The organism is Luteipulveratus mongoliensis (assembly GCF_001190945.1).
GTDB classification, from domain to species: domain Bacteria; phylum Actinomycetota; class Actinomycetes; order Actinomycetales; family Dermatophilaceae; genus Luteipulveratus; species Luteipulveratus mongoliensis.
Genome location: NZ_CP011112.1, coordinates 134,359 through 155,025, shown reverse-complemented (window position 1 = coordinate 155,025; position 20,667 = coordinate 134,359). Strand labels below are relative to the sequence as shown.

Below are 20,667 nucleotides of genomic sequence, written 5' to 3'. Positions count from 1 at the left end.
AGGCGCGCGGGCTGGGCGATCGAGCGGGTGCAACGATCAGTCGGTGTTGAACCGGTCCCGAGTCCGAGAAGCATCCGCCCTTGACGACGGCGTCGTGCTCGAGCTGATGACCGAGTACATGACGTGGGCGCTCGCCACGTTCGAGCGCACCTACGGCTTCGCGATGACGGGAGATGCGCAGCACACGGCTGCTGCGCTCGACGCGTACCGCAGACCGTCCGGCCTCATCGCGCTCGCCGAGGTCGACGGCGCGCCCGCCGGCGTCGCCGCGATGCGCGTACAGAACGACGGTGCCGTCGAGATCAAGCGGATGTTCGTACGCCCCGAGCACCGTGGCGCGCATGTCGGTTCGGCGATGCTCGACTGGATGTTGGCGCTGTCACGCGACGAGCTGCAGGCGCAGACGGTCCGGCTGGACAGCAACCGCTTCATGGACGACGCCCACCGGCTCTACGAGTCGCGCGGTTTCGTGGAGCGGTCGGCGTACGACGGTTCGGAGATCCCTGCAGACCTGCAGCACCTCTGGCGGTTCTTCGAGCTTCGCTTGGGCTGAGGGGCTCGAGCCTGACTGTCGCATTCGGCGGCTCCTCTTCGTGGAATGGGTGAGAGGCGGCCGATTGGCCGCCCCGGACGTGAGGGCTTCGGAAGTCCTCTCCACGAAAGGAAGACCGTCATGCGTGAGGTCGTCTTGTACATGTCCATGTCGCTGGATGGGTTCGTCAGTAGCGACCGCGAGCACCCGGGTATGGCGGTCGCCGATGCCGAGGTGAAGCAGTGGAAGCTGGAGCAGATCCGCAAGGCGGGCGCCCATGTGATGGGGCGTAAGTCGTACGAGGAGATGTCGCCCTACTGGCCGACGTCGGACGACGCGTACGCCGCTCCGATGAACGACATCCCGAAGGTCGTGTTCTCGAAGACCCTCGACGATGCTGACGCCACGTGGGCGGAGACCAGGGTTGCGCGTGGCGACCTCGCGACCGAGATCGCCGCCATCAAAGCCGAACCCGGTGGTGACGCCATCGTGTGGGGCGGTGCGACGTTTGCGGGTGCGCTCGCGGCCGAGGACCTCATCGATGAGTACCGCCTGTTCGTCCAGCCCCTGGTGCTCGGCCGCGGTCAGGCCCTCTTCGACCAGCTGCCAGCGTCGCGGCACCTCGACCTCGTGGAATCCACGCCCTATCCCAGCGGGATCAGCGTGCAGATCTACCGTCCTCAGCGCCGTGACGGAGGGAACTGACATGGGCAAGGTTCAAGCGCAGGCGATCATGTCGCTGGACGGGTACGTCGCCAAGCAGGACAACTCCATCGGTCACCTCTTCGACTGGTTGCAGAACGGAGAGGTCGCCGTGCCAGCTCCGGCCGGGGACTTCACCGTCCACGTGAGCCCGGCGAGTGCGGAGCACTGGAAGCGCTGGACTACCTCCCTCGGTGCGCTGGTCTGCGGCCGTGAGCTGTTCGACGTGACCAACGGCTGGCAGGGTCGCCACAGCCTGGACGCTCCCATCTTCGTGGTGACCCACCACGTGCCGACGGCCTGGGTGGAGGAGCATCCCGACGCGCCGTTCACGTTCGTGACCGATGGCGTGGAGTCCGCGGTCGCACAAGCACAGGCCATCGCAGGTGACCGCGTCGTCGCCGTCGCCGGAGGCACCATCGCCCGGCAAGCACTGAACCTGGGGCTGCTCGACGAAGTGGCGGTCGATCTCGTGCCCGTGATCATGGGAGAGGGCAATCGTCCATTCTTCGGAGTGCTCGACGCGGACGGCGTCCTGCTGGGCAACCCGACCACCTGCATCCAAGGTGACCGAGTCACCCACCTCGTCTTCCCCGTGATCCGGTGACCGTGTGTCCGTTTGTGGGACCGGACAACTCCGCTCGGTCAGGCGAGTCGTAAGCAGAAGTGCGCTCGGCCGCACTTCTGCTTACGACTTCGCAAACGGCTCAAGACGTCTGCAGCGCCAGCATCGCGGTGGCCACGTCATCGGCAGCGGAGGCCGGGATCGCGGTCCCGGCCTGTTCGAGTACGAGAAGCCGGGCGTCGGGGATCTCGCGGGCGAGTGCTTCGCCATTCCCGACCGGGAAGAACGGGTCGCGACGGCCGTGTACGACAAGGGTCGGGATGGCGAGCTCGGGCAGACGCTCGCGCCAGCGCGGAGTGCAGTCCAGCCTGGAGAAGACCATCCCCAGCTGGTTGGCCATCTGGACCGACGGCTCCGTGCCTGGCGCACGGTCGAAGATGCGCTCGGCAGTCGCGCGCGCCGCGGCCGGGTCATTGCCGAGGATCTCAGCGCCACCGGCGGCGTACTCGGCCACCGCAGCCCGGTCGGACCAGTCGGGAATCGCGCGCTCGAACAGCGTGCCCATCGCTGCCGTGTCGTGGTCGGGCAGGTCGTCATCGACCGGGCCCGGCGCGACCGGTCGCGTGCCGACGAGGGTGAGAGCCGAGAACGCGTCGGGGTGGTCGAGCGCGGCGACCTGAGCCACCATCCCGCTGACGCCGATGCCTGCCAGGTGCGCGGGCCGGTCGTCCAGTCCGCGGGCGAGTGTCGCTGCGTCCGCGGCAAGGTCGCGCAGTGTGTACGCCGGTGCCTCGGGGTCGATGGTCGTCGACGTCCCGGAGTCGCGCAGGTCGTAGCGCACGACGTGCCGACCGCCGTGGGCGAGCGCCTCGCAGAGCGGGTCGGGCCAGGACAACATGGTGGTGCTGCCCGCGAGCAGTACGAGAGGGGCCGCCTCGTCACCGAAGTGCTCGACCCCGAGCGTGACGCCGTCAGGCGTACGGAACGAATGCATCGTCAATCCTCCAGCCAGCCGGATGCTCACGGAACACGCTACGTGCGAGCGTCGCGATACTGGACGGGTCGAGAGTCTCGAGGTCTCGGGCGCCGGACATTGGAGGACGGATGCACTTCACGCTGACCTACACCTACGCGAGCGACTACCTCGAGAAGCGCGAGGCGGTGCGGCCCATTCACCTGCGCTACGCCTGGGCGGCCGCCGACCGTGGCGAGCTCGTGCTCGGCGGCGCCGTGGGCGATCCGCCGGCCGAAGGGCTGCTCGTCTTTGATGTGCCGGACGCCGCGGCCGTGGAGGCCTTCGCCGAGGCCGACCCGTACGTCCTCAAGGGAGTCGTGCAGAGCTGGCGCGTCGAGCCGTGGACGACCGTCGTCGGTCCCACGGCGGCAACGCCCGTCCGCCCCGATGCCGAGTAGAAACGGGGCTCGCCGCTAGCTCTTGGCGGGTGGGATCTCGAGCAGGTTGTACCTGAGCATGCCGTCGACTCCACGTGAGAACGTGTCGGCGGCCTCGACCGGGTCGCCGAGGTAGCCGGCCGCCATCACACCGTCGCGCAGCATGACGAAGTGCAGCGCGAGCCCGACGGGTCGTACGTCGCGGTTCTGGGCGAACAGGTCGGTGATCAGGTCCAGGAACCAGCGCCGATGGCTGAGGATCACCTGGTGCACTGAATGGTCCGGATCGGGATATTCGGCCGCCGCGTTGAGGAACGCGCAGCCACGAAACCCGGGCGTCCTGATCTCCTCGACGATCTGCTGGCCGATGTCCCGAATGACGTCGGGCGCGGGCTTGCCGCTGGCCACGGAGTGCTCATAGTTGGCGCGGACGTGCTCGTGGATGCCCTGGAGATAGGCGACCACGAGATCTTCCTTGCTCGCGAAGTGCCGGTAGAAGGTCGCCCGCGTCACCTTGGCCTCGGCGACGATCCGCTCGACGCCGACGGAGTGGATGCCCTGGGCGTAGAAGAGCCCCGTCGTGGTGGCGAGCAGGCGCTCGCGGGCCTCGGAAGGGCGTCCTGATGACGTCGTGGCAGCCATGCGGGCAGGCTAGCGGAAAGAACGATCGGTCTTGACAGTGGTCGCCGGGCGTGGCACGGTCCTTGGTGGGAGAACGACCGTTCTCTCTACCTTGCTGGAAGGGCCGCCATGTCTCCCACGACTGACCACACGACGTCCGACCCGGTGCTCGAACAGCCGGCCACGGAGTCGACTTCGGCGACAGCCGCCACGCTTCGCCGCCTCTACCTCGCCCGCTTCGGATTCGCCGTGGTCTGGGCCGCGCTGCTGGCGCTGACCGGGTCCGACCTGGGACTCGTGGCAGGCGTACTGCTCGTCCTCTACCCGTTGGTCGACGTCGCGAGCGCGGTCATCGATGCCCGAGCGTCGCGAGCTCGGGAGCTCCGGCTGAACATCGTGATCAGTGCTGTCGCCGCGCTCGGACTCGCGCTCGCAGCGGCATCAGGCGTGCCCGCCGTCCTAAGGGTGTGGGGCGCCTGGGCGGTGCTGGCCGGAGTGGTTCAGCTCGTGCTCGGTCTTCGGCGACGTCGGCTCGGTGGGCAGTGGGCGATGATCTTCAGCGGCGGCATCTCCACGGTCGCTGGGGCGTCGTTCATCGCGATGGCCTCGCAGGATGACCCGGCCCTGACCAGTCTCGCGGGGTACGCCGTGCTCGGCGGGATCTTCTTCCTGATCTCTGCGCTCCGCGTGAAGCCGTAGTCACAGCTGCGCGTCGTACGCGTGCTCTACTGGGCAGACCGTCTCGCCGAACCGGCGCGGACGCTGGTCAGGGAGGGACCGACATGCTGATTGCCATTGCTCTAGTCGTCTTGATAGCCCTCGGTGTTGGAGTCGTCGCGGCGTTGTCGACGCGTCGACCCACGGCCGCGGACGCGGACAAGAAGGACATCCAGGGGCTCGTCGGCGACACCAACGAGTGGTCGATTCCGCCCGTGAGCGGCAACGGCCTCTGATCAGATCAGGTGCGGCTCGGCCGTCAGCCGATCTGCTGCGCCAACGAGACGATGATGCCTTCCGGGCCGCGGACGTACGCCATCCGCCAGACGTCCTCGTACTCACCGATGCCGCCAACCAGCCCGTAGCCGTCTGCGGCTAGACGGTTGACGGCCGCCGGGACGTCGTCGACCACGAAGGCCACGTTGCGCAGCCCCAGCTCGTTGGCCATCGCGGTCGGAGACCCGGGCTTGTGGTCGGGACGCTCGAAGCTCGACAGCTCCAGCGTCGTACCTCCGCCAGGCGCTTGGAGCATGACGATCTCGGTGCGGGAGTTGGGGATGCCGATGACCGTGTCGAGGAACTCGCCCTCCACGAACATCCGCGATCCGACGACCTCCAGGCCCAGCTCCACGAAGAACGCTGTCACCCCATCGAGGTCCGCAACGGTGATCCCGACGTGATCAAAAGCTCGTATCTGCGACATGCGCCCATCCTGCTCCGGGAACGTCGGCCGCGGAGTCAGACCAAAGTCGCGTCGTCCAACGACTTCCGATTCGCGACACGAGCCTCGTGGTTGGTGTGCGGACCAGTCGGGCGGGCCAGGCTGGCACGGACAAGAACCGGCGACGAAGGAGTGAACGATGGCGAACGACAGCTGGGAAGGCACCGTGGTCAAGAAGTCCCGCGGCCTGTTGGATGGCTCGAACATGTACCGCCGCCTGAAGATTCAGCTGGCTGACGGCAGCACCACCAAGGTCAAGGTCGACCGCAAGCTGTGGGACGCGGTGGCCGAGGGTGACACCGTCAGCAAGGCGGGCGGGCAGGACCCCGTCAAGAGCTGAGCGGGCGGGCTCAGCGCGTGGCGCCCGCATCGGCGATGGCGGCAGCGAGCTCGCGCGGCCGGCTCCACATCGGCCAGTGCCCGGTGGGCAGGTCGACCAGTTCCAGGTCACGCAGCTCGGCCACCTCGGCCATCATCGGGTTGCCTTCGCGCGCCATCCGCATCAGCACGTCCGACGGGTACGAGCTCGCGATGATCGTGGTCGGCACGTCACGCCGGGCGTCGTTGGAGAGCTCGACTGGCTCGCGTACGACGCCGCCCGGCTCCGGGACCGCCCTCTCGCGGAACGTCCGGAGCTGCTCATCGTCGAGGCCGTCGAGGCTAGCCACGAGGTCGTCGTACGCCGGCAGCGGCAGCTCGGTCACGTCGGCCGGCAGGGTCGCGTCGAACGCCGAGCCGTCCCCTGACGGGCCGCTGTCGACGTAGACGACGCGCGTGACCGAGGTCGGGTCACGGTCGAGCACGATCGACGTCGGGGCGCCCGCACCGCTGTGGGCTACGAGTACGGGCGGTGACCCCTCGGAAGCAGCCTGCACCGCGGCGGCCAGCGCATCAGCCTGCATGGTCAGGGTCGCCGAACTCCGTTGAGGATCATCAGGATCCAGCCCTGGAAGCGTCACGGCGACGACATCTCGCCCGCGACTCCGCAGCTCGTCGGCGACGGCATCCCAGGCCCATGAGCCGAGCCAGTGGCCGGGGACCAGGACGATCGTCGGCGCGGTGCTTGTGTGCGTTGTCATACGTTCATGGTCGCCCGGAAAGCGGACAGCCGGTGTCCGCATCGTTGCCCGTGACTTCCCGCAAGCGATGGGTGAGCTGCCGCTGCTCTGCGATGTTCGTTGCCTGCTCGATCGCTCGGCGGTAGGCCGCAGCTGCGGCCTCACGGTCGCCGACGCGCTGGAGCAGGTGGGCCCGCACACTGCTCAACCGCGGCACCTCAGGGTGGTCGGCCTCCAGGCGGTCCAGCTCACGCAGCCCGTGCGCGTTGCCGAGCACCATCGCCTCGGCCGCGATTCGGTTGAGCCGGACCGCGGGGTTGTCGGGGCTCACCTGCTCCAGCGCGCGATAGAGCGCCGCGATCTCGCGCCAGTCGGTGGTGTCCGTGTCAGCCGCCGATGCGTGGATCGCGGCGATGCACGCTTGCAGCAGGTACGGACCGGGCGTCGCTCCCGGCACCGTCGCCTCGAGCAAGGCGAGCGCCTCCGTGACGAAGTCGCGTCGCCAGAGGCTGCGGTCCTGGTCGGCCAGCGGCACGAGCTCGCCTTCGCTGATGCGGGCGTCGCGGCGTGCGATCGTCAGCAGCATCAGCGCGAGCAGGCCTGTCACCTCGGAGTCGCGGGGGTGAGCGCGATGGACAAGGCGAGTCAGGCGTACGGCCTCATCGCCGAGGTCCACGTCGTACGCCGGCTGGCCGGTCGCCGTGTGGTGCGCCTCGGTGAGCATCAGGTAGAGCACACTCAGGACCGGATCGAGTCGATCATCGGGTGAGTCGGGCGAGGGAAAAGCATTGCCAGCGTTCACGATTCGGCGCTTGGCGCGAGTGATGCGCTGCGCGACGGTCGCCTCGGGCAGCAGCATCGCCGCGCCGATCTGCTGAGTGGTCAGTCCGGCCACCGCCCGCAGCGTCAGGGTGATCTGTGCCGACGGTGTCAGCGTCGGGTGGCAGCAGAGCTGGAGCATCTCAAGGCTGTCGTCCTCCTTGCCCGGCGCGGCGTCGAGCAGCGGTGAGAGCAAAGCGGATTCGCGAGTTTCTCGTGCACGGCGACGGACATCGGAACGTACGTGATCGACGTACCGCCGGCGAGCGACGGTCACCAGCCACGCGAGGGGGTCGGTGGGAGGCTTCGCCGGCCACGCGACGTACGCCTCGGCCATCGCCTCCTGGACCGCGTCCTCACACGCGTCGAGCTGGTCGCTGCCGTACGCCCGCAGCAGCCGAGCGAGGACCTGCGGCGCGAGTGCACGCCACTGGTCCTCGCCCGTCGTTGCCACGGTCAGCTGCTCAGCTGTCGGCGTCGGCGGAGAACATCACCGGTCGGATCTCTAGCGCCAGACCGTCGATCTGCGCGTCCGGGATCTGCTGAGCGAGCTCGATGGCGCGCGCCTCGTTCTCGACGTCGAGCAGGTAGTAGCCGCCCATGAATTCCTTCGACTCGAGGAACGGCCCGTCGGTGACGACCGGCGAACCGTTCGTGGAACGTACGACCTTGCTCTGGCTGGGGTCGCCGAGCGCGTTGGTCGCGATGAACTCTCCCGACTCTCGCGTGGCCTTCATGAACGCCTCGTGGCCGGCGCCGATCTGCTTGCCCTGCTCCTCGGTCAGGCCCTCGAGAACGGCGGGGTCGACCTGCATCAGGATGACGTACTTCATGGTGTGCCTCCGGTGATTCGTGACGCCCGGGTGGCGCCGTGTGCCTGTTGGTCGTCACGGGTCCGGGAGATTCGACACCTCATCCTGACAAGTTTGTCGACACGTAGGTTGGCCGCATGGACGAACGCCTCAGCTCATCGTTCGGCACGGCAGCGGCGGCGTACGCCGAGCACCGCCCTGACTACGCGGAGGCGGCAGTGCGGTGGGCGCTCGAATCTGCGCCCGGCATGCGGGTACTCGATCTCGGCGCCGGCACCGGCAAGCTCACGGCCGTGCTCGTCGAGCTGGGTGCGGACGTCGTTGCTGTGGAGCCGGACGTCAAGATGCTGGCTGAGCTGCGTCGAGCGCTCCCGGCTGTACGCGCCCTGCCGGGCAGTGCCGAGTGCATCGCCTTGCCGGACGGTTCTGTCGACGCCGTGGTGTCCGGCAACGCGATGCACTGGTTCGACATGGACGTGGCAGGCCCGGAGATCGCCAGAGTCCTCGCGCCCGGAGGTGTCCTGGCCGGGCTGTGGAATGTCATGGACGACCGCGTCGACTGGGTCGCCGGACTTGAGCGAGTCAGCGGGCCGGCGGCGATCGGGCCGCGCGACACGTTGACCAGCTGGCGCGGAGCGACGGACGGCATGCACCTCCCGGGCGCTGGCGTGACGGCCCGGTTCGGTTCTCCGGAGCAGGCGGAGTTCCCGCACGGGCAGCGCCGCACCGCCGACTCCCTCGTCGGGACGCTCGGCACGCGCGCCGGCATGCTGGTCATGGCCGACCAGGAGCGCGAGGTCGCGCTCGGCCTGATCCGCGCCTTCCTCGCGAGCGAATCAGCCACTGCTGCAGGCGAGTTCACGCTTCCGCTGCTGACCGGCGTCCTGCGGACTCGGCGGCTGTCACCGGAAGGCTGAACGCGGTCGCCCACGCCCAGACCGCAGGCTACGTCGTACTCACCTGCAGGTGCCGGCTCTCGCTCTCGTCGTTGATCGGGTCGACGATCCACGCCCGTTCGGAGTCGGACCCGCCGAGCTGACCTCACTCCGGAAGAGGGAGGCTGCCCGGCGTCTTGGTGTAGCCGAGCTGCTCGATGACCTGACCACCGCTCACGCGCGTGACGTTCACGCCCAGGACGGACTCGGCATCGGTGGGCCCGAAGCGGTATCGCCACTGCACGGTTGCCCAGTCGCCGTCCGCAAGCACGCGCTGGACCTCGAAGGTCGTCGACTCGTCGTCCATCAACTCGCCCCAGAACGCGACGCACGCGTCCTTCCCGACGTAGGGAGTGCCGTCCGGGGCCGGCTGGACCGACACCATCAGGCAGTCGTCATGGACCAGCGCAGCGAGGGCCTCCTTGTCGCGAAGCCGAAAAGCCTCGTTGAACAGGGCGACGGTCTCGGCGGTGTCCGTGGCTGTCGGCGCATCTGAAGTGGTCATGGTGTCCTCCTAGATAGGTAGACCGATTGGTCTATATTGGACGTTATAGACCAATCGGTCTACCGTCAAGACCCCATGAGTCGAACAAAGGGTCAGGCATGAGCGGGACGTCACCAGCAGGACCACGCGAGCGCCTGCTCGTCGCAGGACAACAGCTCTTCTACGCGCGTGGTGCCTCGGTCGGTGTGGACGCGCTCCTCAAGGACGCCAATGTCGCGCGCAGGTCGCTCTACGAGCACTTCGGCGGCAAGGACGGCCTGATCGAGGCAGTGCTACGGCGGGCTGCCGAGGAGGATCTGGCGTGGTACGAGAGCGCGTTGGCCGCCGAGGCGGAGCCACGGGACCGCCTGCTCGGCCTCTTCGATCGGCTTGATGAGCTCGTCTCGAACCCGGACTTCCGCGGCTGTCGGTACTTCGCGACGGACCTCGCGCTCGCGGAGCCTGATCACCCGGCGCACGCGGAGACCGCGTCATTCCGACAGCGGCTCCGTTCCCTTCTTGTGCGCGAGCTGAAGGCCACAGGTCACGACCGGCCGGAGGGCGCGGCTGAGCAGCTCCACCTACTGATCGAGGGGACCTTGGTGATGGGGGCGACGCAAGACGGCCGCCACCCCGGTCACGCGGCGCGCGACCTCGCCGCCGCGATCCTCGACTGACCGCTCAGCGTGGCGTCAAGGCGAACCGCGGCGTCCGTGGGAGCGGGGCGGGTCGTACCCGCCCTCTGGCGGCACCATCTCCGCGCGTACGCCGAGCAATCGGATCGGGCGGTCGTCGTCCAGCTTGGCGAGCAGCGCGAGTGCGGTGTCCGCGATGACGGCCGGGTCGTACGTCGGCTCGTCCAGCTTGCGGATCCGGCTCGCCGTGAAGAAGGGCGCGAACCGCACCTTCAGGTGGACCCGCATGCACGCGCGCCCCTCGGCGCGGATGTCCTCGACCACCTGATCGGCGAGCACGCGGATCGCCGCAGCGATCTCCTCCGGGGACTGGAGATTGTGCTGGTACGTCGTCTCCCGCCCGTGCGCGCGCGCCACCCACGGGGTGTCGTCGACGGTGGCACTGCCGGCGCCGCGACCGAGTCGGCCGATGTGCGGCCCCGTGTTGGGTCCGAACTCCTCGATCAGCGGCTCATCCGGTGCGCCGGCCAGATCGCGAACCGTGCGAATCCCCAATGATGCCAACCGCTCTGCGATACGCGGACCCACTCCCCACAGTGCCTTCGTCGGACGGTCGCCCATCACCTCCATCCAGTTGTCCTCGGTGAGGCGGTACGTCCCGCGCGGCTTGCCGAAGTCCGTCGCGACCTTTGCGCGCACCTTGGTGTCGCCGATCCCGACGGAGCAGTGCAGCTGGGTCGCCTCGAGCACCGCGGCCTGGATCGCGCGGGCGGTCACCTCGGGGTCGTCGGTGTCGATGCCGACGAACGCCTCGTCCCAGCCGAGCAGCTCGACCACCGCGCCGGGATGGGCACGCAGCGTCTCCATCACCCGCGCGGACGCCGCCTCGTACACCGGGAAGTCGACGGGCAGGAACACCGCGTCCGGGCACTTGCGGACGGCGGTCTTGAGCGGCATGCCGGAGCGGATGCCGAACTCGCGGGCTTCGTACGACGCCGTCGAGACCACGGCCCGCTCGGTCGGGTCGCCGCGACCGCCCACGACGACGGGCTTCCCGGCGAGCTCAGGGTGACGCAGGATCTCGACGGCAGCCAGGAACTGGTCCATGTCCACATGCAGCACCCAGGCCGTCATGCGCCCATCTTGCCCGGACCGTCAGACAGACACGGCGGACCGTGTCGTATTCGGCCCAGCCCGTTCGTGGTGTTGGTGAGGAGCGGCCAACGAGCCGCACGAGCCGCAAGGAGCGAGCGATGACCACCACAGTCCACGAGGACCAGCCAGCAGCTGAGTTCACGCCTGCGAACGGCGCTGCCACCTTCCGCCGGATCCTCGTCAACGTCCTCATCGCCAACGTGACCGGCACCTTCCTGTCGTTCGCGTTGACGTTCTGGGTCTACCTGGAGACCAAGTCGGTCCTGGCGGCCGCGCTGCTGTCCGGCTTCTCGATGATCGCCGGCTCACTCACCGGACCGTGGTTCGGAGCGCTCGTCGACTCACACCGCAAGAAGTCCGCCATGGTGGCGGCCAGCGTCACGACAGCGGTGGCGTACGCCGGAGCCGCCTTGGTCTTCGCGGTCATCCCGACCGCGCAGCTGGTCGACTGGTCGGGCGCCTGGTTCTGGATCTTCTGCGGGTTCGTCGTCGTGGGCAGCCTCGCCGGCGGACTGCGCGGCATCGCCCTCTCGACCACGGTGACGCTGCTGATCCCAGCGGACCAGCGCGACAAGGCCAACGGCCTCGTCGGCACCGTGAACGGGCTGGCCCACATGACCACGAGCGTCTTCAGCGGACTCGCGGTCGGACTGCTCGGGATGGGCGGCACGGTCGTCATCGCGGTCGGCCTCACCGTGGTCTCGCTCGTCCACCTGCTGCCGATCCGCATCGACGAACCGCAGCCATCACGCGCAGCAGACGGCACCTCCAGCATCAACATCCGTGGCACATGGGCCACCGTCCGCGCCGTGCCCGGACTCGTCCCGCTGATCCTGTTCTCGACGTTCAACAACCTGGTCATGGGCGTCTTCATGACGCTGATGGACCCGTACGGTCTGACGCTGTTCTCCGTCCAGTCGTGGGGTCTCGTCCTGGGTGTCACGAGCACCGGCTTCATCGCAGGGGGAGCGCTCGTCGCGCGATATGGCCTGGGACGCAACCCCATTCGTACGCTCCTGCTGGCCAACGTCGGCATCGCGCTGGTCGGGATCGGCACCGCCGTGCGCGAGTGGCAGCTGCTGCTGGTGGTCGGCATGTTCGGCTTCATGATCTTGATCCCCGTCGCGGAGGCCGCCGAGCAGACGGTCATGCAGCGCGTGGTCCCGTTCGAGATGCAGGGCCGGGTCTTCGGGTTCGCCCAGAGCGTCGAGACCGCCTCAACACCGTTGGCAGCCTTCGTGATTGGTCCGATGGCACAGCTGTTCATCATCCCGTTCATGGCGTCCGATCAGGGCCGGTCCACCTTCGGCCCGATCCTCGGCGATGGTGTGGCGCGCGGCATGGCCCTGACCTTCGTGGTCGCCAGCCTGGTGATGCTGATCGCCGTTTTGCGAGCGTTCTCCAGCCGGGCGTACCGGCAGCTCAGCGCGTCGTACGACGACCAGCCCGAGCCCGCGCACGTGGCACCTCAGGAACTGGCAACGGCAGTGTCCTGATACTGCAGGTCGATCCACGGAATGGTCTCTCCCGGCAGCACGTAGCGCTCGGTCTCGACGAACCCGTGCTGCAACGCAAAGTGGAGTCCGTCAGGGTTGGACGACAGGACAACGGATCCGAAGGTCGTCGCACCCATTGCTCGCGCCCGGTCGAGCGCTCGTCGATAGAGCTGCTCGCCGAAGCCCTGCCGACGATGCTCCACGAGCACCCGGGCGATCACTCTCGCTGCCGGTGTCTCTTCCGACGGCGGCCACACCGTGCAGTTGCCCACGAGGACGTCACCCAGGTAGGCGACCTCGAGATGGTTGCGCTGGGTGCGCTCGCGGACCTCGTCCAAGGACAACGAGACGGTGGGGATCACGACGTTGTGGACGTACCGCCAGTCCTCCAGCGTCTTGTCGTCCACGGCCCGTTCGAAGCGCAGCATGAGGTCAGCGAAACGAGATCAGCGTTGGGCGTCAACCGCTTTGGCTCTGGCCCGCCCGTCAGCCGGCCAGAGCTGGATGGCTCCTCGGGCGAGCGTGCGACGGGGACAGCTGCTCGGCCAGGCGATGCAGGATGTCGGTCAGCAGCCGCGAGACCTGCATCTGGCTGACACCGATACGTTGACCGATCTGGCGCTGGGTGAGGTTGTCCACGAACCGCAGTCGGACGATCAGCTGCTCGCGTGGACTCAGCTGCATCAGCAGGGGTCGCAACGACACCACGGAGTCGACCCGGTCGAAGTCCCGGATGTCGTCGGCCAGCGTGTCGCGCAGCGGCGAGGAGTCTTCGCCGGCAACAGGCGTATCCAGCGAGATCGACCGGTACTGGGTCTCGACCTGTTGCGCAGAGCGCACGGCCTCGAGGGAGCATCCGACGACCTCGGCGAGCTCGTCGGCGCTCGGGTCCCGTCCGAGCTCTTGCTGGAGCGACTCGCGTGCTTCTCGGATCTCACGGTGGGTTTCCTGCAGGGCGCGCGGAGGGCGTACGGCCCAGCCGTGATCGCGGAAGTAGCGCTTGATCTCTCCTGTGATCGTCGGCACGGCGAACGCCGTGAAACCGTGGCCCTTGTCGGGACGGTAGCGACGGGCGGCGAGGACAAGGCCGAGCAGGGCGACCTGCTGCAGGTCATCGAGCTCGACGCCGCGGCGATCGAAACGGCGGGCCAGGTTCATGGCAAGCCCGCGGTGCTGGACGACCACGTGATCACGCAGGCGCGCGGCCCGGATGGGATCGCACTCGGAATTCGCTTCTCGCAGAAGCGACTCGGCGTCGACGTGCTCGGGGGCGGGTGATTCGGTCATGACAGACATGGCGACTCGCTTCGCGAAGAAGAGGCCATGCCAACCGCGCTGCTCGAGCTGGCGTGTTGGCCTCAGCACAACACAGTCACGCGCTGCACACAAGCCCCCGGCCGGCTGCTTGATTCTCGTTCGTCCGGACGACGAATAGCCCTCCAGATCCCATGCGACGATGGCTCTACCAGGTCCACATCCCGGTGCTTGCCGCGGCGCGCAACGGTGCACGAGCGCGGAGGCACGATGAGACCGGACTTTGCAGAAGAGTTCGCGGCGATCGCCAAAGACCTGCATGCGGCCCCGACCTCGACGGAGACCGCAGAGCAGGTCGTCGCGTACGCCTGCGAGCAGCTCGGGGCGGACTACGGCGGCATCACGCTCATCAGGCGAGGGGGACGCCTGGAGACCGTGGCCCCGACGGACACGTTGGTCGAGCGGGCCGACGCCCTGCAGATCGAGCTCGGCGAGGGACCCTGCCACGACAGCGCGTGGGAGCAGGAAACCATGGCGTCGCCCGACCTGGTTCACGATGAGCGGTGGCCGCAGTGGGCGCCCAAAGCGGCTGCCCTCGGCATCGCCTCTGCCCTCGGCACGCAGCTGACCGGCATCGACGGCCGCCGCCTCGGCGCCCTCAACCTGTTCTGGCGCGAGGCCCATGCCTTCTCGCGCGACGACGTCGCTTTCGCGGGCATCTTTGCCCGGCACGCGGCCATCGCGCTGCACGCCTCACAAACCGAAGAAGGACTGCAGACGGCGCTCGACGCCCGCAAGCTGATCGGCCAGGCGCAGGGCATCCTGATGGAGCGATACCAGCTCGATCAGGACAAGGCGTTCGACGTGCTGCGCCGCTTCTCGCAGGACCACAACCTCAAGCTGCGCGATGTCGCCGAGCATCTCGTGACCCGGCGCGAGCTGCCCACCGCAGACGGCTGAGCACTCGTCAGGCACACATCAGTGGTTGCGCAGCGCCTTGATCAGCTCGTCCTTGTTCATGTCGGAGCGACCCTCGATGCCTACTTCCTGAGCGCGCTCCATCAGGTCGTCGCGGGTCCAGTCCTCGTAGTCGCCGTGCTCGCCGCCTTTGCGGCCAACTGACGAACGCGACGTGTTCGCAGCGGCATTGGCGATACGCGCGGCCTTCTCCTTGCTGTTCCCCTCGTCACGAAGGGACTCATACATCTCGTCGTCCTTCACAGACGGTCCTGGATCTTCGCGCGGCATCACTACCTCCTCGTTTCAGGAGCCTTCATCAGAGACGAGGCCCTCGCGTTCGGCCCGGGCAACGATCTTCTTCACCGACGTGATCGACCCACAGTCGTCATCGAGCAGCTCGCTGCGTCGCGCGAGCCACCGACCTCCGAGGTCGTGGCGCACCTGCTCGCCGACTTCTGTACGAGCAGGATTGAGGATCGTTTGCTCCTCCTCGCCGATGTGGTGGTTGAGCGCCTCGGCGAGCTTCTCGACCGCGTCGTCGAACTTCTGCGTGTCCGTGCCCTTGCACTCCAGCAAGTCGAGCAGCGCCTGGTTGCCCTCGGCGTGTTCTTCCTCGCCGTGCTCCTGCTCGTGCTGGTCGATCGCGTCCTTGCGGCGCAGCTGGGGATAGACCATCTCCTCCTCAGCCTCGCCGTGCGCGATCAGCACCGCGGCCAGGGTCGCTCGTGCCTCGCTGCGATCAGCAGTTGCATCACGCAGGTCGCGCAGCAGCCGTTCGAAGAATCGGTGGTCATCGAGAATCAGCTCGACGACGTCACCCTGAGTGGGGCGCGGGATCGTGGTCATGTCGGCCTCCGCTACTTGTCGAACACATCCTTGATGTCGTCGCCGGTCTTCTTGATCTTGGCCTCCACCTGGTCCTTCTGGCCCTCGGCCTGCAGGTCCTCGTCGTCGCCCGCCTTGCCGGTGGCCTCCTTGGCCTTGCCCAGCGCATCCTCCGCAGCGTGCTTCGCCTTGTCTGCGATTCCCATGATCTGCTCCCATCCGGTTGGTCGATTGCCGTCTTCTCATACCCACCGAACGACAACGCAAACCGAAACCGCGGAATGAGTCCGCTGGCCGGGTCGCACCTATCGCCCGCGGATCAGGTCCCAGTAGCGCAGCAGACGACGCTCGCTTTCGAGTCCCAGGGGCGCGACGTCGGCAATGGGTGGCGAGCGCTGAATCTCGTTGGCAGTGAACGTGGTCGACAAAGATCCGTCCTTGTTTCGGACTCCGGCGAGCGGCACGGCCCGCAGTCCTCGAACGGACGTGACGTCAACGAGCAACCACTCGGGTACGCCGTTGTCGGCGTCCGTCAGCACGTCACGGACCGCACCGATCCTGTCGCGCTGGGCCGCGTGGAGCGTTCGCCCCAACAGATGAAAGACGCTCTGGGACATCACCGTGACCTCCCTCCCGGTGGCATGCATCTGTCCAGGGCTACCCGCATGTGGGTAGCCGAAACCGGTGACTTCGGAGATGAGGGGTTTCGGGTTCTGAGCGCTGGGTAGCCGAGGAGTACGCACAACGTCAGGAGTGATCGGCCATGCCCCCTTAGACAGCAGCCGCCGACCGGACAACACGAAAGGAAGCGAGACAGCATGACTATTGCCCAGCAGGACATCTCACGGATCCTCGACCAGCCGGTGCAGACCAGCAGCGGGGAGAAGATCGGCAAGGCCGGTCAGGTGTATGTGGATGACCGGACCGGCGAGCCGGCCTGGGTCACCGTGAACACCGGCTTGTTCGGCAGTAAGCAGAGCTTTGTCCCGTTGGCGAAGGCTCGAGTCGATGAAGGCGGCCTCACCGTCGGCTATGACAAGGACCGGGTGAAGGACGCGCCACAGGTTGACGGCGAGGAGCATCTCTCGCCTCAGCAGGAGGAGCAGCTCTACCGGCACTACCGCCTGGAGTACGGCGCTGACGATTCCGCACCTGCCGCGTCCGGCTCGGCGACCGATGATGCGACGCGTTCGGAAGAGCGACTGAACGTCGGCACGAGGCGACAGGAACGCGGCCGCGCGCGGCTGCGTAAGCACGTGGTCACCGAGCAGCAACACGTCAGTGTCCCGATCACTCGAGAGGAAGTCACGGTTGAGCGAGAGCCGATCACGGCTTCCGACCGCGAGGCGGCTCTCCCCGGGCACGAGCTGTCCGAGGAGGAGCGGGAGGTCGTGCTGTACGAGGACGCACCCGTCGTGGAGAAGGAGACGGTGCCCGTTGAGCGGGTTCGGCTGGCCAAGACTCAGGTCACGGAGCAGGCGCAGCTGAGCGAAGAGGTGCGTTCCGAGCACATCGAGGTCGATCGTGACCCGCTGTAGAGCCATGGCACCACCAAGACCTTCCAGGTAGAGGCCGCAGCACGTTCGCCTGGAGGCTCGGGGGCTCTTGGCCGTGATCTCTTCGGTGCTCAGCGCATCTCACGATCAAGGGCCCTCGATGGTGGACGGCTACGACGCTGTCGAACCCACTGGTGAGGAGATTCAGTGAACCCAGGTGCCCGGCCCGTGAAAGAGTGGCCAACCATGAGCATCGTTGGCAGTGAACAGAATTCGTACAGCTTTGGAGCGCCGTGTTGGGTGGAGTCGCTTCAGCCTGACCCGTCCGCTGCTGAGGAATTCTATGGTGCTCTCCTCGGCTGGAACTTCGACGAGGCCAACCCTGATGGCTACCGCGTCGCGCGACTCGGCGGGCAGCGCGTGGCCGGTATCGGTCAGGCGCCGGCGATGCTGGACCGCGGCGCGTGGGCGACCTACGTCCTGGTGGCTGACGTCGAGGCGACCGTCGCGGCCGTCGTTGCCGCCGGAGGGGGAGTGCTGTTCGGCCCTACCGGCGGAGACGAGCGGACGGCGCTGCTCGCAGACCCGAGCGGCGCGCCGTTCGGTGTCCGCCAAGGTCGTACGCCGTTGGTCGCCGACCTGGTCGACGTGCCGGGCGCGTGGCAGATGAGCTCACTGCACAGCCCTGACCCCGCCGTTGCGGAGTTGTTCTACTCCGCTGTCTTCGGGTGGCGGCTCGAGCAGGCACCGGGCGGCATCGCGCTGTGGCGGCTGGCGGGGAGCACCCGTCGCGTCGATGACCCGACGCTGCCCGACGACGTGATCGCGGTGGCGACCGCGATCGAGCCAGGAACCCCTGTGCCACCCCACTGGGCCGTCAACGTACGTGTCGCCGACGCGGACGCCGTCGCCGCGCGTGTCAGTGAGCTCGGTGGCGGACTTCTGCTGCCGCCGACCGACGCGCCCGGGTTCCGCAACGCGGTGCTGGCCGACCCGGCCGGTGGCGTCCTGGCGGTCAGCCAGCGAGTCGGCTGACGACCGCAGGCGCTCACGTTGGCAAAGAGTTCCTCAGTTTCTGCATATTTGTGATCGATTTCTCTATCATTCGATCATGATCAGTCACCGGACTGCAGTGATTGCCACGCTCCTGTCGACGTTCACGCTGCTGGCGCCAGGAGGTCTGGCGTCGGCTGCGGGCTCAAGCCCAGCCGTGCCACCGACGGTCAACGCGAAGCCTGCAGTGGTCCCAGCCCTGCAGACCTGGACGGGTGCGAGCGGTCAGCTGCACCTCACGTCGGCCAGCCGGATCGTCCGCGAGGACCCCGAGCTCACGAGTGTGGCCAACGAGCTCAAGGCCGATCTGCGCGACGTGGCGGGTCTGAAGCTGCCGGTCGTGGCGGGCGTCCGACCGAAGCCCGGCGACGTCGTACTGAGCCTCGACGCCGGCGCGAACGTCGGACCGGCCGGCAACGCGGTCGCCGCGCGCGAGGGCTATCGCCTTGATGTGACCAACAAGGTCACGATGACCGCCCGCACCACGACCGGGACGTACTGGGCGACGCGGTCACTGCTGCAGATGCTGGTCTCCGGCTATCCGGAGCGGACGGCCGTGCCCAAGGGCTCCACCGTCGACTGGCCCAACGTCGCCGTCCGAGGCTTCATGCTCGACGTCGGTCGCCGCTGGTTCGGTGAGGCCTACCTGCGCGACAACATCAGGTACCTCTCGTGGTTCAAGCTCAACACCTTCCAGATCCACTTGAACGACAACGAGATTCAGGCTCCAAGTGGGGACTGGTCGAAGGCGCAGTCAGCCTTCCGGCTCGCGTCGGACAACCCAGCGTTCGCGGGTCTGGCGGCCAAGGACGGGTCGCTGACCAGGACGGAGTGGAACGGCCTCGAGGACCTCGCCGCTCAACGTCACGTCAGCCTGGTCCCCGAGATCGACAGCCCGGCCCACGCTCGGGCGTTCATCAACTTCAAGCCGGAGATCGGGCTCAACGGCGGCAACTCCGACCACCTCGACCTGTCCAAGCCAGAGACGACGACGTTCATGAAGAGCGTCCTCGCCGAGTTCGTCCCGTGGTTCCGCTCGCCCGTCGTGCACGTCGGTCTCGACGAGTACCCGCGCAGCCTCGAGCCGCAGTACAAGGCGTACACCAACACCATGGCGGCGTACGTCCGCTCACTCGGCAAGACACCTCGCGCTTGGGGCAGTCTCACCGAAATGGCAGGCGGCGCAACGGGATACGACCGTGGCCTCGAGATGGTCTCGTGGAACAACGGCTGGTACGGCGGCAAGAGCTCCGTCGCAGACGGCTACCCGACGATCAACGCCAACGACGGTGACCTCTACATCGTCCCGTTCGCGAACTACTACCACGGGCACGGTCTCGACGGCCCCTCGTTGTACGCCGGGTGGGAGCCGCATGTCTTCGGCGGCGGCCAGGACGTCGACAAGGGCAACCCGCTGCTACTCGGCGCGATGTCGGCCGTCTGGAACGACCTGGTCCACGAGAAGTACGGCCCCGCTGACGTCCATCGACTCGTCGAGCCAACGTTCGGGCTGCTCGCGCACAAGATGTGGCGCGGACCCGAATCAGGGCTCAGCTACAGCGAATTCATGACTCGCGTCGGGCGCCTCGGGGTCGGGCCACGGACGGAGGAGCTCACCAGCACGCTCTTCAATGCTGGTGACCCGGGGCTGCCGGTCACCCTGACCACGCCGAAGGTGGTGGTGCAAGGCAAGCCGGTCACGCTCGACGTCCAGGTACGCAACACCGGCGCGGGCAAGGTCACCGCACGTCAGCTCGTCCTCACGCCTGCGAAGGGCGCTCCGCTGACGAAGTCGCTGGGCTCCGCAGTGCTGAAGCCGGGCGACGGGATCGTACGAGCGTGGACGGTTCCAGCAGGGACTGACGTCTCGACGTTCACGGTGACGGTCAAGGGCTCCCGCGGCACGCTCGCCACGTCGGCGTCCGCGCGAGGTGGCATCCCCGTCGTACCCGCTCCGCCGGCCGGTTCCGAGTACCTCTCGTTCGACGCCAAGGTGACGGCGTCCTCCGTCGAGGGCGACCTCGAGCGTCTCGCTGCTCCCAACGCCGCGGACGGCAGCCTGGAGACACGGTGGGCGTCGGCGTACACGGACGGCGAGTGGCTGCAGCTGGAGCTCGCCCGCCCGGCCAAGGTGACGTCCGCTCGACTGACGTGGGAGGAGGCGTGCGCGAAGGCGTACGCGATCCAGACCTCCGTCGACGGCTCGACCTGGACGGACGCCGCGACGGTCGACGCGTCCACCTGCAAGACCGACGAGGTCACCCTGACCGGCACCCAGCCCGTGAAGTTCGTCCGGATGAAGGGCGTCAAGCGAGCGACGACCTACGGCTACTCGCTGTACGAGTTCTGGGTCTTCGGGACGCCCGCCGCCCTCACCCCGAGCGGCAGTTGAGCGGGGGCGTGATCATGCGCTGGTTCCGCAGCAGACCGACGCA

The 20,667-nt window shown here is 67.7% G+C and carries 28 protein-coding genes; 14 read left to right on the top strand and 14 right to left on the bottom strand.

The annotated features are described in order from the left end of the window. Positions 1–43: 43 nt before the first annotated feature. From VV02_RS00765 to VV02_RS00755, 3 genes are all read left to right on the top strand, one after another. Positions 44–553: a GNAT family N-acetyltransferase gene (locus tag VV02_RS00765; protein WP_052589279.1), complete on the top strand. Its 510-nt coding sequence runs from the start codon at positions 44–46 to the stop codon at positions 551–553. A gap of 120 nt (positions 554–673) precedes the next feature. Further along, positions 674–1,237, top strand: a complete 564-nt coding sequence (locus VV02_RS00760) for a dihydrofolate reductase family protein (RefSeq protein WP_052589278.1) — start codon at positions 674–676, stop codon at positions 1,235–1,237. Between the two features lies 1 nt (position 1,238). Next, a complete protein-coding gene (locus VV02_RS00755) occupies positions 1,239–1,841 on the top strand; it encodes a dihydrofolate reductase family protein (RefSeq protein ID WP_052589277.1) in 603 nt (200 codons plus the stop codon). Positions 1,842–1,941: 100 nt separating this feature from the next. On the opposite strand, the gene VV02_RS00750 is transcribed toward VV02_RS00755, so the two are convergent. Then, positions 1,942–2,793 (bottom strand): alpha/beta fold hydrolase, encoded by an 852-nt coding sequence (locus tag VV02_RS00750; RefSeq protein WP_052589276.1) that lies wholly within the window; start codon positions 2,791–2,793, stop codon positions 1,942–1,944. Between the two features lie 110 nt (positions 2,794–2,903). Here VV02_RS00750 and VV02_RS00745 point away from each other — a divergent pair, with 110 nt between their 5' ends. Beyond that, on the top strand, positions 2,904–3,212 hold the full coding sequence (locus VV02_RS00745; protein WP_052589275.1) for a YciI-like protein: 309 nt from the start codon (positions 2,904–2,906) through the stop codon (positions 3,210–3,212). A gap of 15 nt (positions 3,213–3,227) precedes the next feature. On the opposite strand, the gene VV02_RS00740 is transcribed toward VV02_RS00745, so the two are convergent. Further along, the gene (locus VV02_RS00740) at positions 3,228–3,833 is read right to left on the bottom strand and encodes a TetR/AcrR family transcriptional regulator (protein WP_052589274.1); all 606 of its coding nucleotides are present in this window, start codon (positions 3,831–3,833) and stop codon (positions 3,228–3,230) included. Positions 3,834–3,941: 108 nt separating this feature from the next. On the opposite strand from VV02_RS00740, the gene VV02_RS00735 reads away from it, so the two are divergent. Further along, the gene (locus VV02_RS00735; protein ID WP_245632962.1) at positions 3,942–4,511 is read left to right on the top strand and encodes a hypothetical protein; all 570 of its coding nucleotides are present in this window, start codon (positions 3,942–3,944) and stop codon (positions 4,509–4,511) included. An 83-nt stretch (positions 4,512–4,594) separates the two neighbouring features. After that, positions 4,595–4,765 carry a hypothetical protein gene (locus tag VV02_RS26235; protein WP_157063204.1) on the top strand — a complete coding sequence of 57 codons (171 nt, stop codon included), beginning with the start codon at positions 4,595–4,597 and terminating at the stop codon, positions 4,763–4,765. Between the two features lie 23 nt (positions 4,766–4,788). On the opposite strand, the gene VV02_RS00730 is transcribed toward VV02_RS26235, so the two are convergent. Next, positions 4,789–5,232: a VOC family protein gene (locus VV02_RS00730; protein WP_052589273.1), complete on the bottom strand. Its 444-nt coding sequence runs from the start codon at positions 5,230–5,232 to the stop codon at positions 4,789–4,791. A 157-nt stretch (positions 5,233–5,389) separates the two neighbouring features. Here VV02_RS00730 and VV02_RS00725 point away from each other — a divergent pair, with 157 nt between their 5' ends. Continuing rightward, complete coding sequence (locus tag VV02_RS00725; protein WP_052589272.1) at positions 5,390–5,590, top strand: DUF7489 domain-containing protein; 201 nt, start codon at positions 5,390–5,392, stop codon at positions 5,588–5,590. A gap of 10 nt (positions 5,591–5,600) precedes the next feature. Here VV02_RS00725 and VV02_RS00720 read toward each other — a convergent pair whose 3' ends face one another. The 3 genes from VV02_RS00720 to VV02_RS00710 are packed head-to-tail and all read right to left on the bottom strand — an operon-like array spanning position 5,601 to position 7,960. Then, positions 5,601–6,329 carry an alpha/beta fold hydrolase gene (locus VV02_RS00720; protein WP_052589271.1) on the bottom strand — a complete coding sequence of 243 codons (729 nt, stop codon included), beginning with the start codon at positions 6,327–6,329 and terminating at the stop codon, positions 5,601–5,603. Between the two features lie 4 nt (positions 6,330–6,333). Beyond that, positions 6,334–7,581, bottom strand: coding sequence for an RNA polymerase sigma factor (locus VV02_RS00715; RefSeq protein WP_052589270.1), 1,248 nt, complete (start codon positions 7,579–7,581; stop codon positions 6,334–6,336). Positions 7,582–7,591: 10 nt separating this feature from the next. Next, positions 7,592–7,960, bottom strand: coding sequence for a YciI family protein (locus tag VV02_RS00710; protein ID WP_052589269.1), 369 nt, complete (start codon positions 7,958–7,960; stop codon positions 7,592–7,594). Positions 7,961–8,076: 116 nt separating this feature from the next. On the opposite strand from VV02_RS00710, the gene VV02_RS00705 reads away from it, so the two are divergent. Next, positions 8,077–8,856, top strand: a complete 780-nt coding sequence (locus VV02_RS00705) for a class I SAM-dependent methyltransferase (RefSeq protein WP_052589268.1) — start codon at positions 8,077–8,079, stop codon at positions 8,854–8,856. 124 nt (positions 8,857–8,980) lie between these two features. Here VV02_RS00705 and VV02_RS00700 read toward each other — a convergent pair whose 3' ends face one another. Next, positions 8,981–9,379, bottom strand: a complete 399-nt coding sequence (locus VV02_RS00700; protein WP_052589267.1) for a nuclear transport factor 2 family protein — start codon at positions 9,377–9,379, stop codon at positions 8,981–8,983. Positions 9,380–9,477: 98 nt separating this feature from the next. Between VV02_RS00700 and VV02_RS00695 the strand changes: the two genes are divergently transcribed. Further along, entirely contained in the window at positions 9,478–10,035 is a 558-nt protein-coding gene (locus VV02_RS00695) for a TetR/AcrR family transcriptional regulator (protein ID WP_052589266.1), read from the top strand. Positions 10,036–10,050: 15 nt separating this feature from the next. On the opposite strand, the gene VV02_RS00690 is transcribed toward VV02_RS00695, so the two are convergent. Continuing rightward, the gene (locus VV02_RS00690; RefSeq protein WP_052589265.1) at positions 10,051–11,127 is read right to left on the bottom strand and encodes a DNA polymerase IV; all 1,077 of its coding nucleotides are present in this window, start codon (positions 11,125–11,127) and stop codon (positions 10,051–10,053) included. Between the two features lie 119 nt (positions 11,128–11,246). Here VV02_RS00690 and VV02_RS00685 point away from each other — a divergent pair, with 119 nt between their 5' ends. After that, positions 11,247–12,644 carry an MFS transporter gene (locus tag VV02_RS00685; RefSeq protein ID WP_052589264.1) on the top strand — a complete coding sequence of 466 codons (1,398 nt, stop codon included), beginning with the start codon at positions 11,247–11,249 and terminating at the stop codon, positions 12,642–12,644. Here VV02_RS00685 and VV02_RS00680 read toward each other — a convergent pair. Both VV02_RS00680 and VV02_RS00675 read right to left on the bottom strand, forming a co-directional pair. Continuing rightward, positions 12,617–13,072, bottom strand: a complete 456-nt coding sequence (locus VV02_RS00680) for a GNAT family N-acetyltransferase (RefSeq protein WP_052589263.1) — start codon at positions 13,070–13,072, stop codon at positions 12,617–12,619. The genes VV02_RS00685 and VV02_RS00680 overlap by 28 nt on opposite strands. 58 nt (positions 13,073–13,130) lie before the next feature. After that, positions 13,131–13,940, bottom strand: a complete 810-nt coding sequence (locus tag VV02_RS00675; RefSeq protein ID WP_169787613.1) for a SigB/SigF/SigG family RNA polymerase sigma factor — start codon at positions 13,938–13,940, stop codon at positions 13,131–13,133. A 228-nt stretch (positions 13,941–14,168) separates the two neighbouring features. On the opposite strand from VV02_RS00675, the gene VV02_RS00670 reads away from it, so the two are divergent. Next, positions 14,169–14,858: a GAF and ANTAR domain-containing protein gene (locus VV02_RS00670; RefSeq protein WP_052589261.1), complete on the top strand. Its 690-nt coding sequence runs from the start codon at positions 14,169–14,171 to the stop codon at positions 14,856–14,858. Between the two features lie 18 nt (positions 14,859–14,876). Here VV02_RS00670 and VV02_RS00665 read toward each other — a convergent pair whose 3' ends face one another. From VV02_RS00665 to VV02_RS00655, 4 genes are all read right to left on the bottom strand, one after another. Continuing rightward, on the bottom strand, positions 14,877–15,146 hold the full coding sequence (locus VV02_RS00665) for a DUF7218 family protein (RefSeq protein WP_052589260.1): 270 nt from the start codon (positions 15,144–15,146) through the stop codon (positions 14,877–14,879). A 15-nt stretch (positions 15,147–15,161) separates the two neighbouring features. Beyond that, positions 15,162–15,704 (bottom strand): hemerythrin domain-containing protein, encoded by a 543-nt coding sequence (locus VV02_RS00660; RefSeq protein ID WP_052589259.1) that lies wholly within the window; start codon positions 15,702–15,704, stop codon positions 15,162–15,164. An 11-nt stretch (positions 15,705–15,715) separates the two neighbouring features. Then, positions 15,716–15,889, bottom strand: a complete 174-nt coding sequence (locus VV02_RS25810; RefSeq protein ID WP_083449804.1) for a CsbD family protein — start codon at positions 15,887–15,889, stop codon at positions 15,716–15,718. Between the two features lie 99 nt (positions 15,890–15,988). After that, a complete protein-coding gene (locus VV02_RS00655; RefSeq protein WP_157063203.1) occupies positions 15,989–16,303 on the bottom strand; it encodes a hypothetical protein in 315 nt (104 codons plus the stop codon). A gap of 198 nt (positions 16,304–16,501) precedes the next feature. Between VV02_RS00655 and VV02_RS00650 the strand changes: the two genes are divergently transcribed. The 3 genes from VV02_RS00650 to VV02_RS00640 all read left to right on the top strand — a co-directional run bounded on the left by VV02_RS00650 (position 16,502) and on the right by VV02_RS00640 (position 20,624). Next, entirely contained in the window at positions 16,502–17,221 is a 720-nt protein-coding gene (locus tag VV02_RS00650; protein WP_052589257.1) for a DUF2382 domain-containing protein, read from the top strand. A 258-nt stretch (positions 17,222–17,479) separates the two neighbouring features. Then, complete coding sequence (locus tag VV02_RS00645) at positions 17,480–18,214, top strand: VOC family protein (RefSeq protein ID WP_218917324.1); 735 nt, start codon at positions 17,480–17,482, stop codon at positions 18,212–18,214. Between the two features lie 76 nt (positions 18,215–18,290). Next, positions 18,291–20,624, top strand: coding sequence for a family 20 glycosylhydrolase (locus VV02_RS00640; protein ID WP_157063202.1), 2,334 nt, complete (start codon positions 18,291–18,293; stop codon positions 20,622–20,624). Positions 20,625–20,667 lie beyond the last annotated feature (43 nt).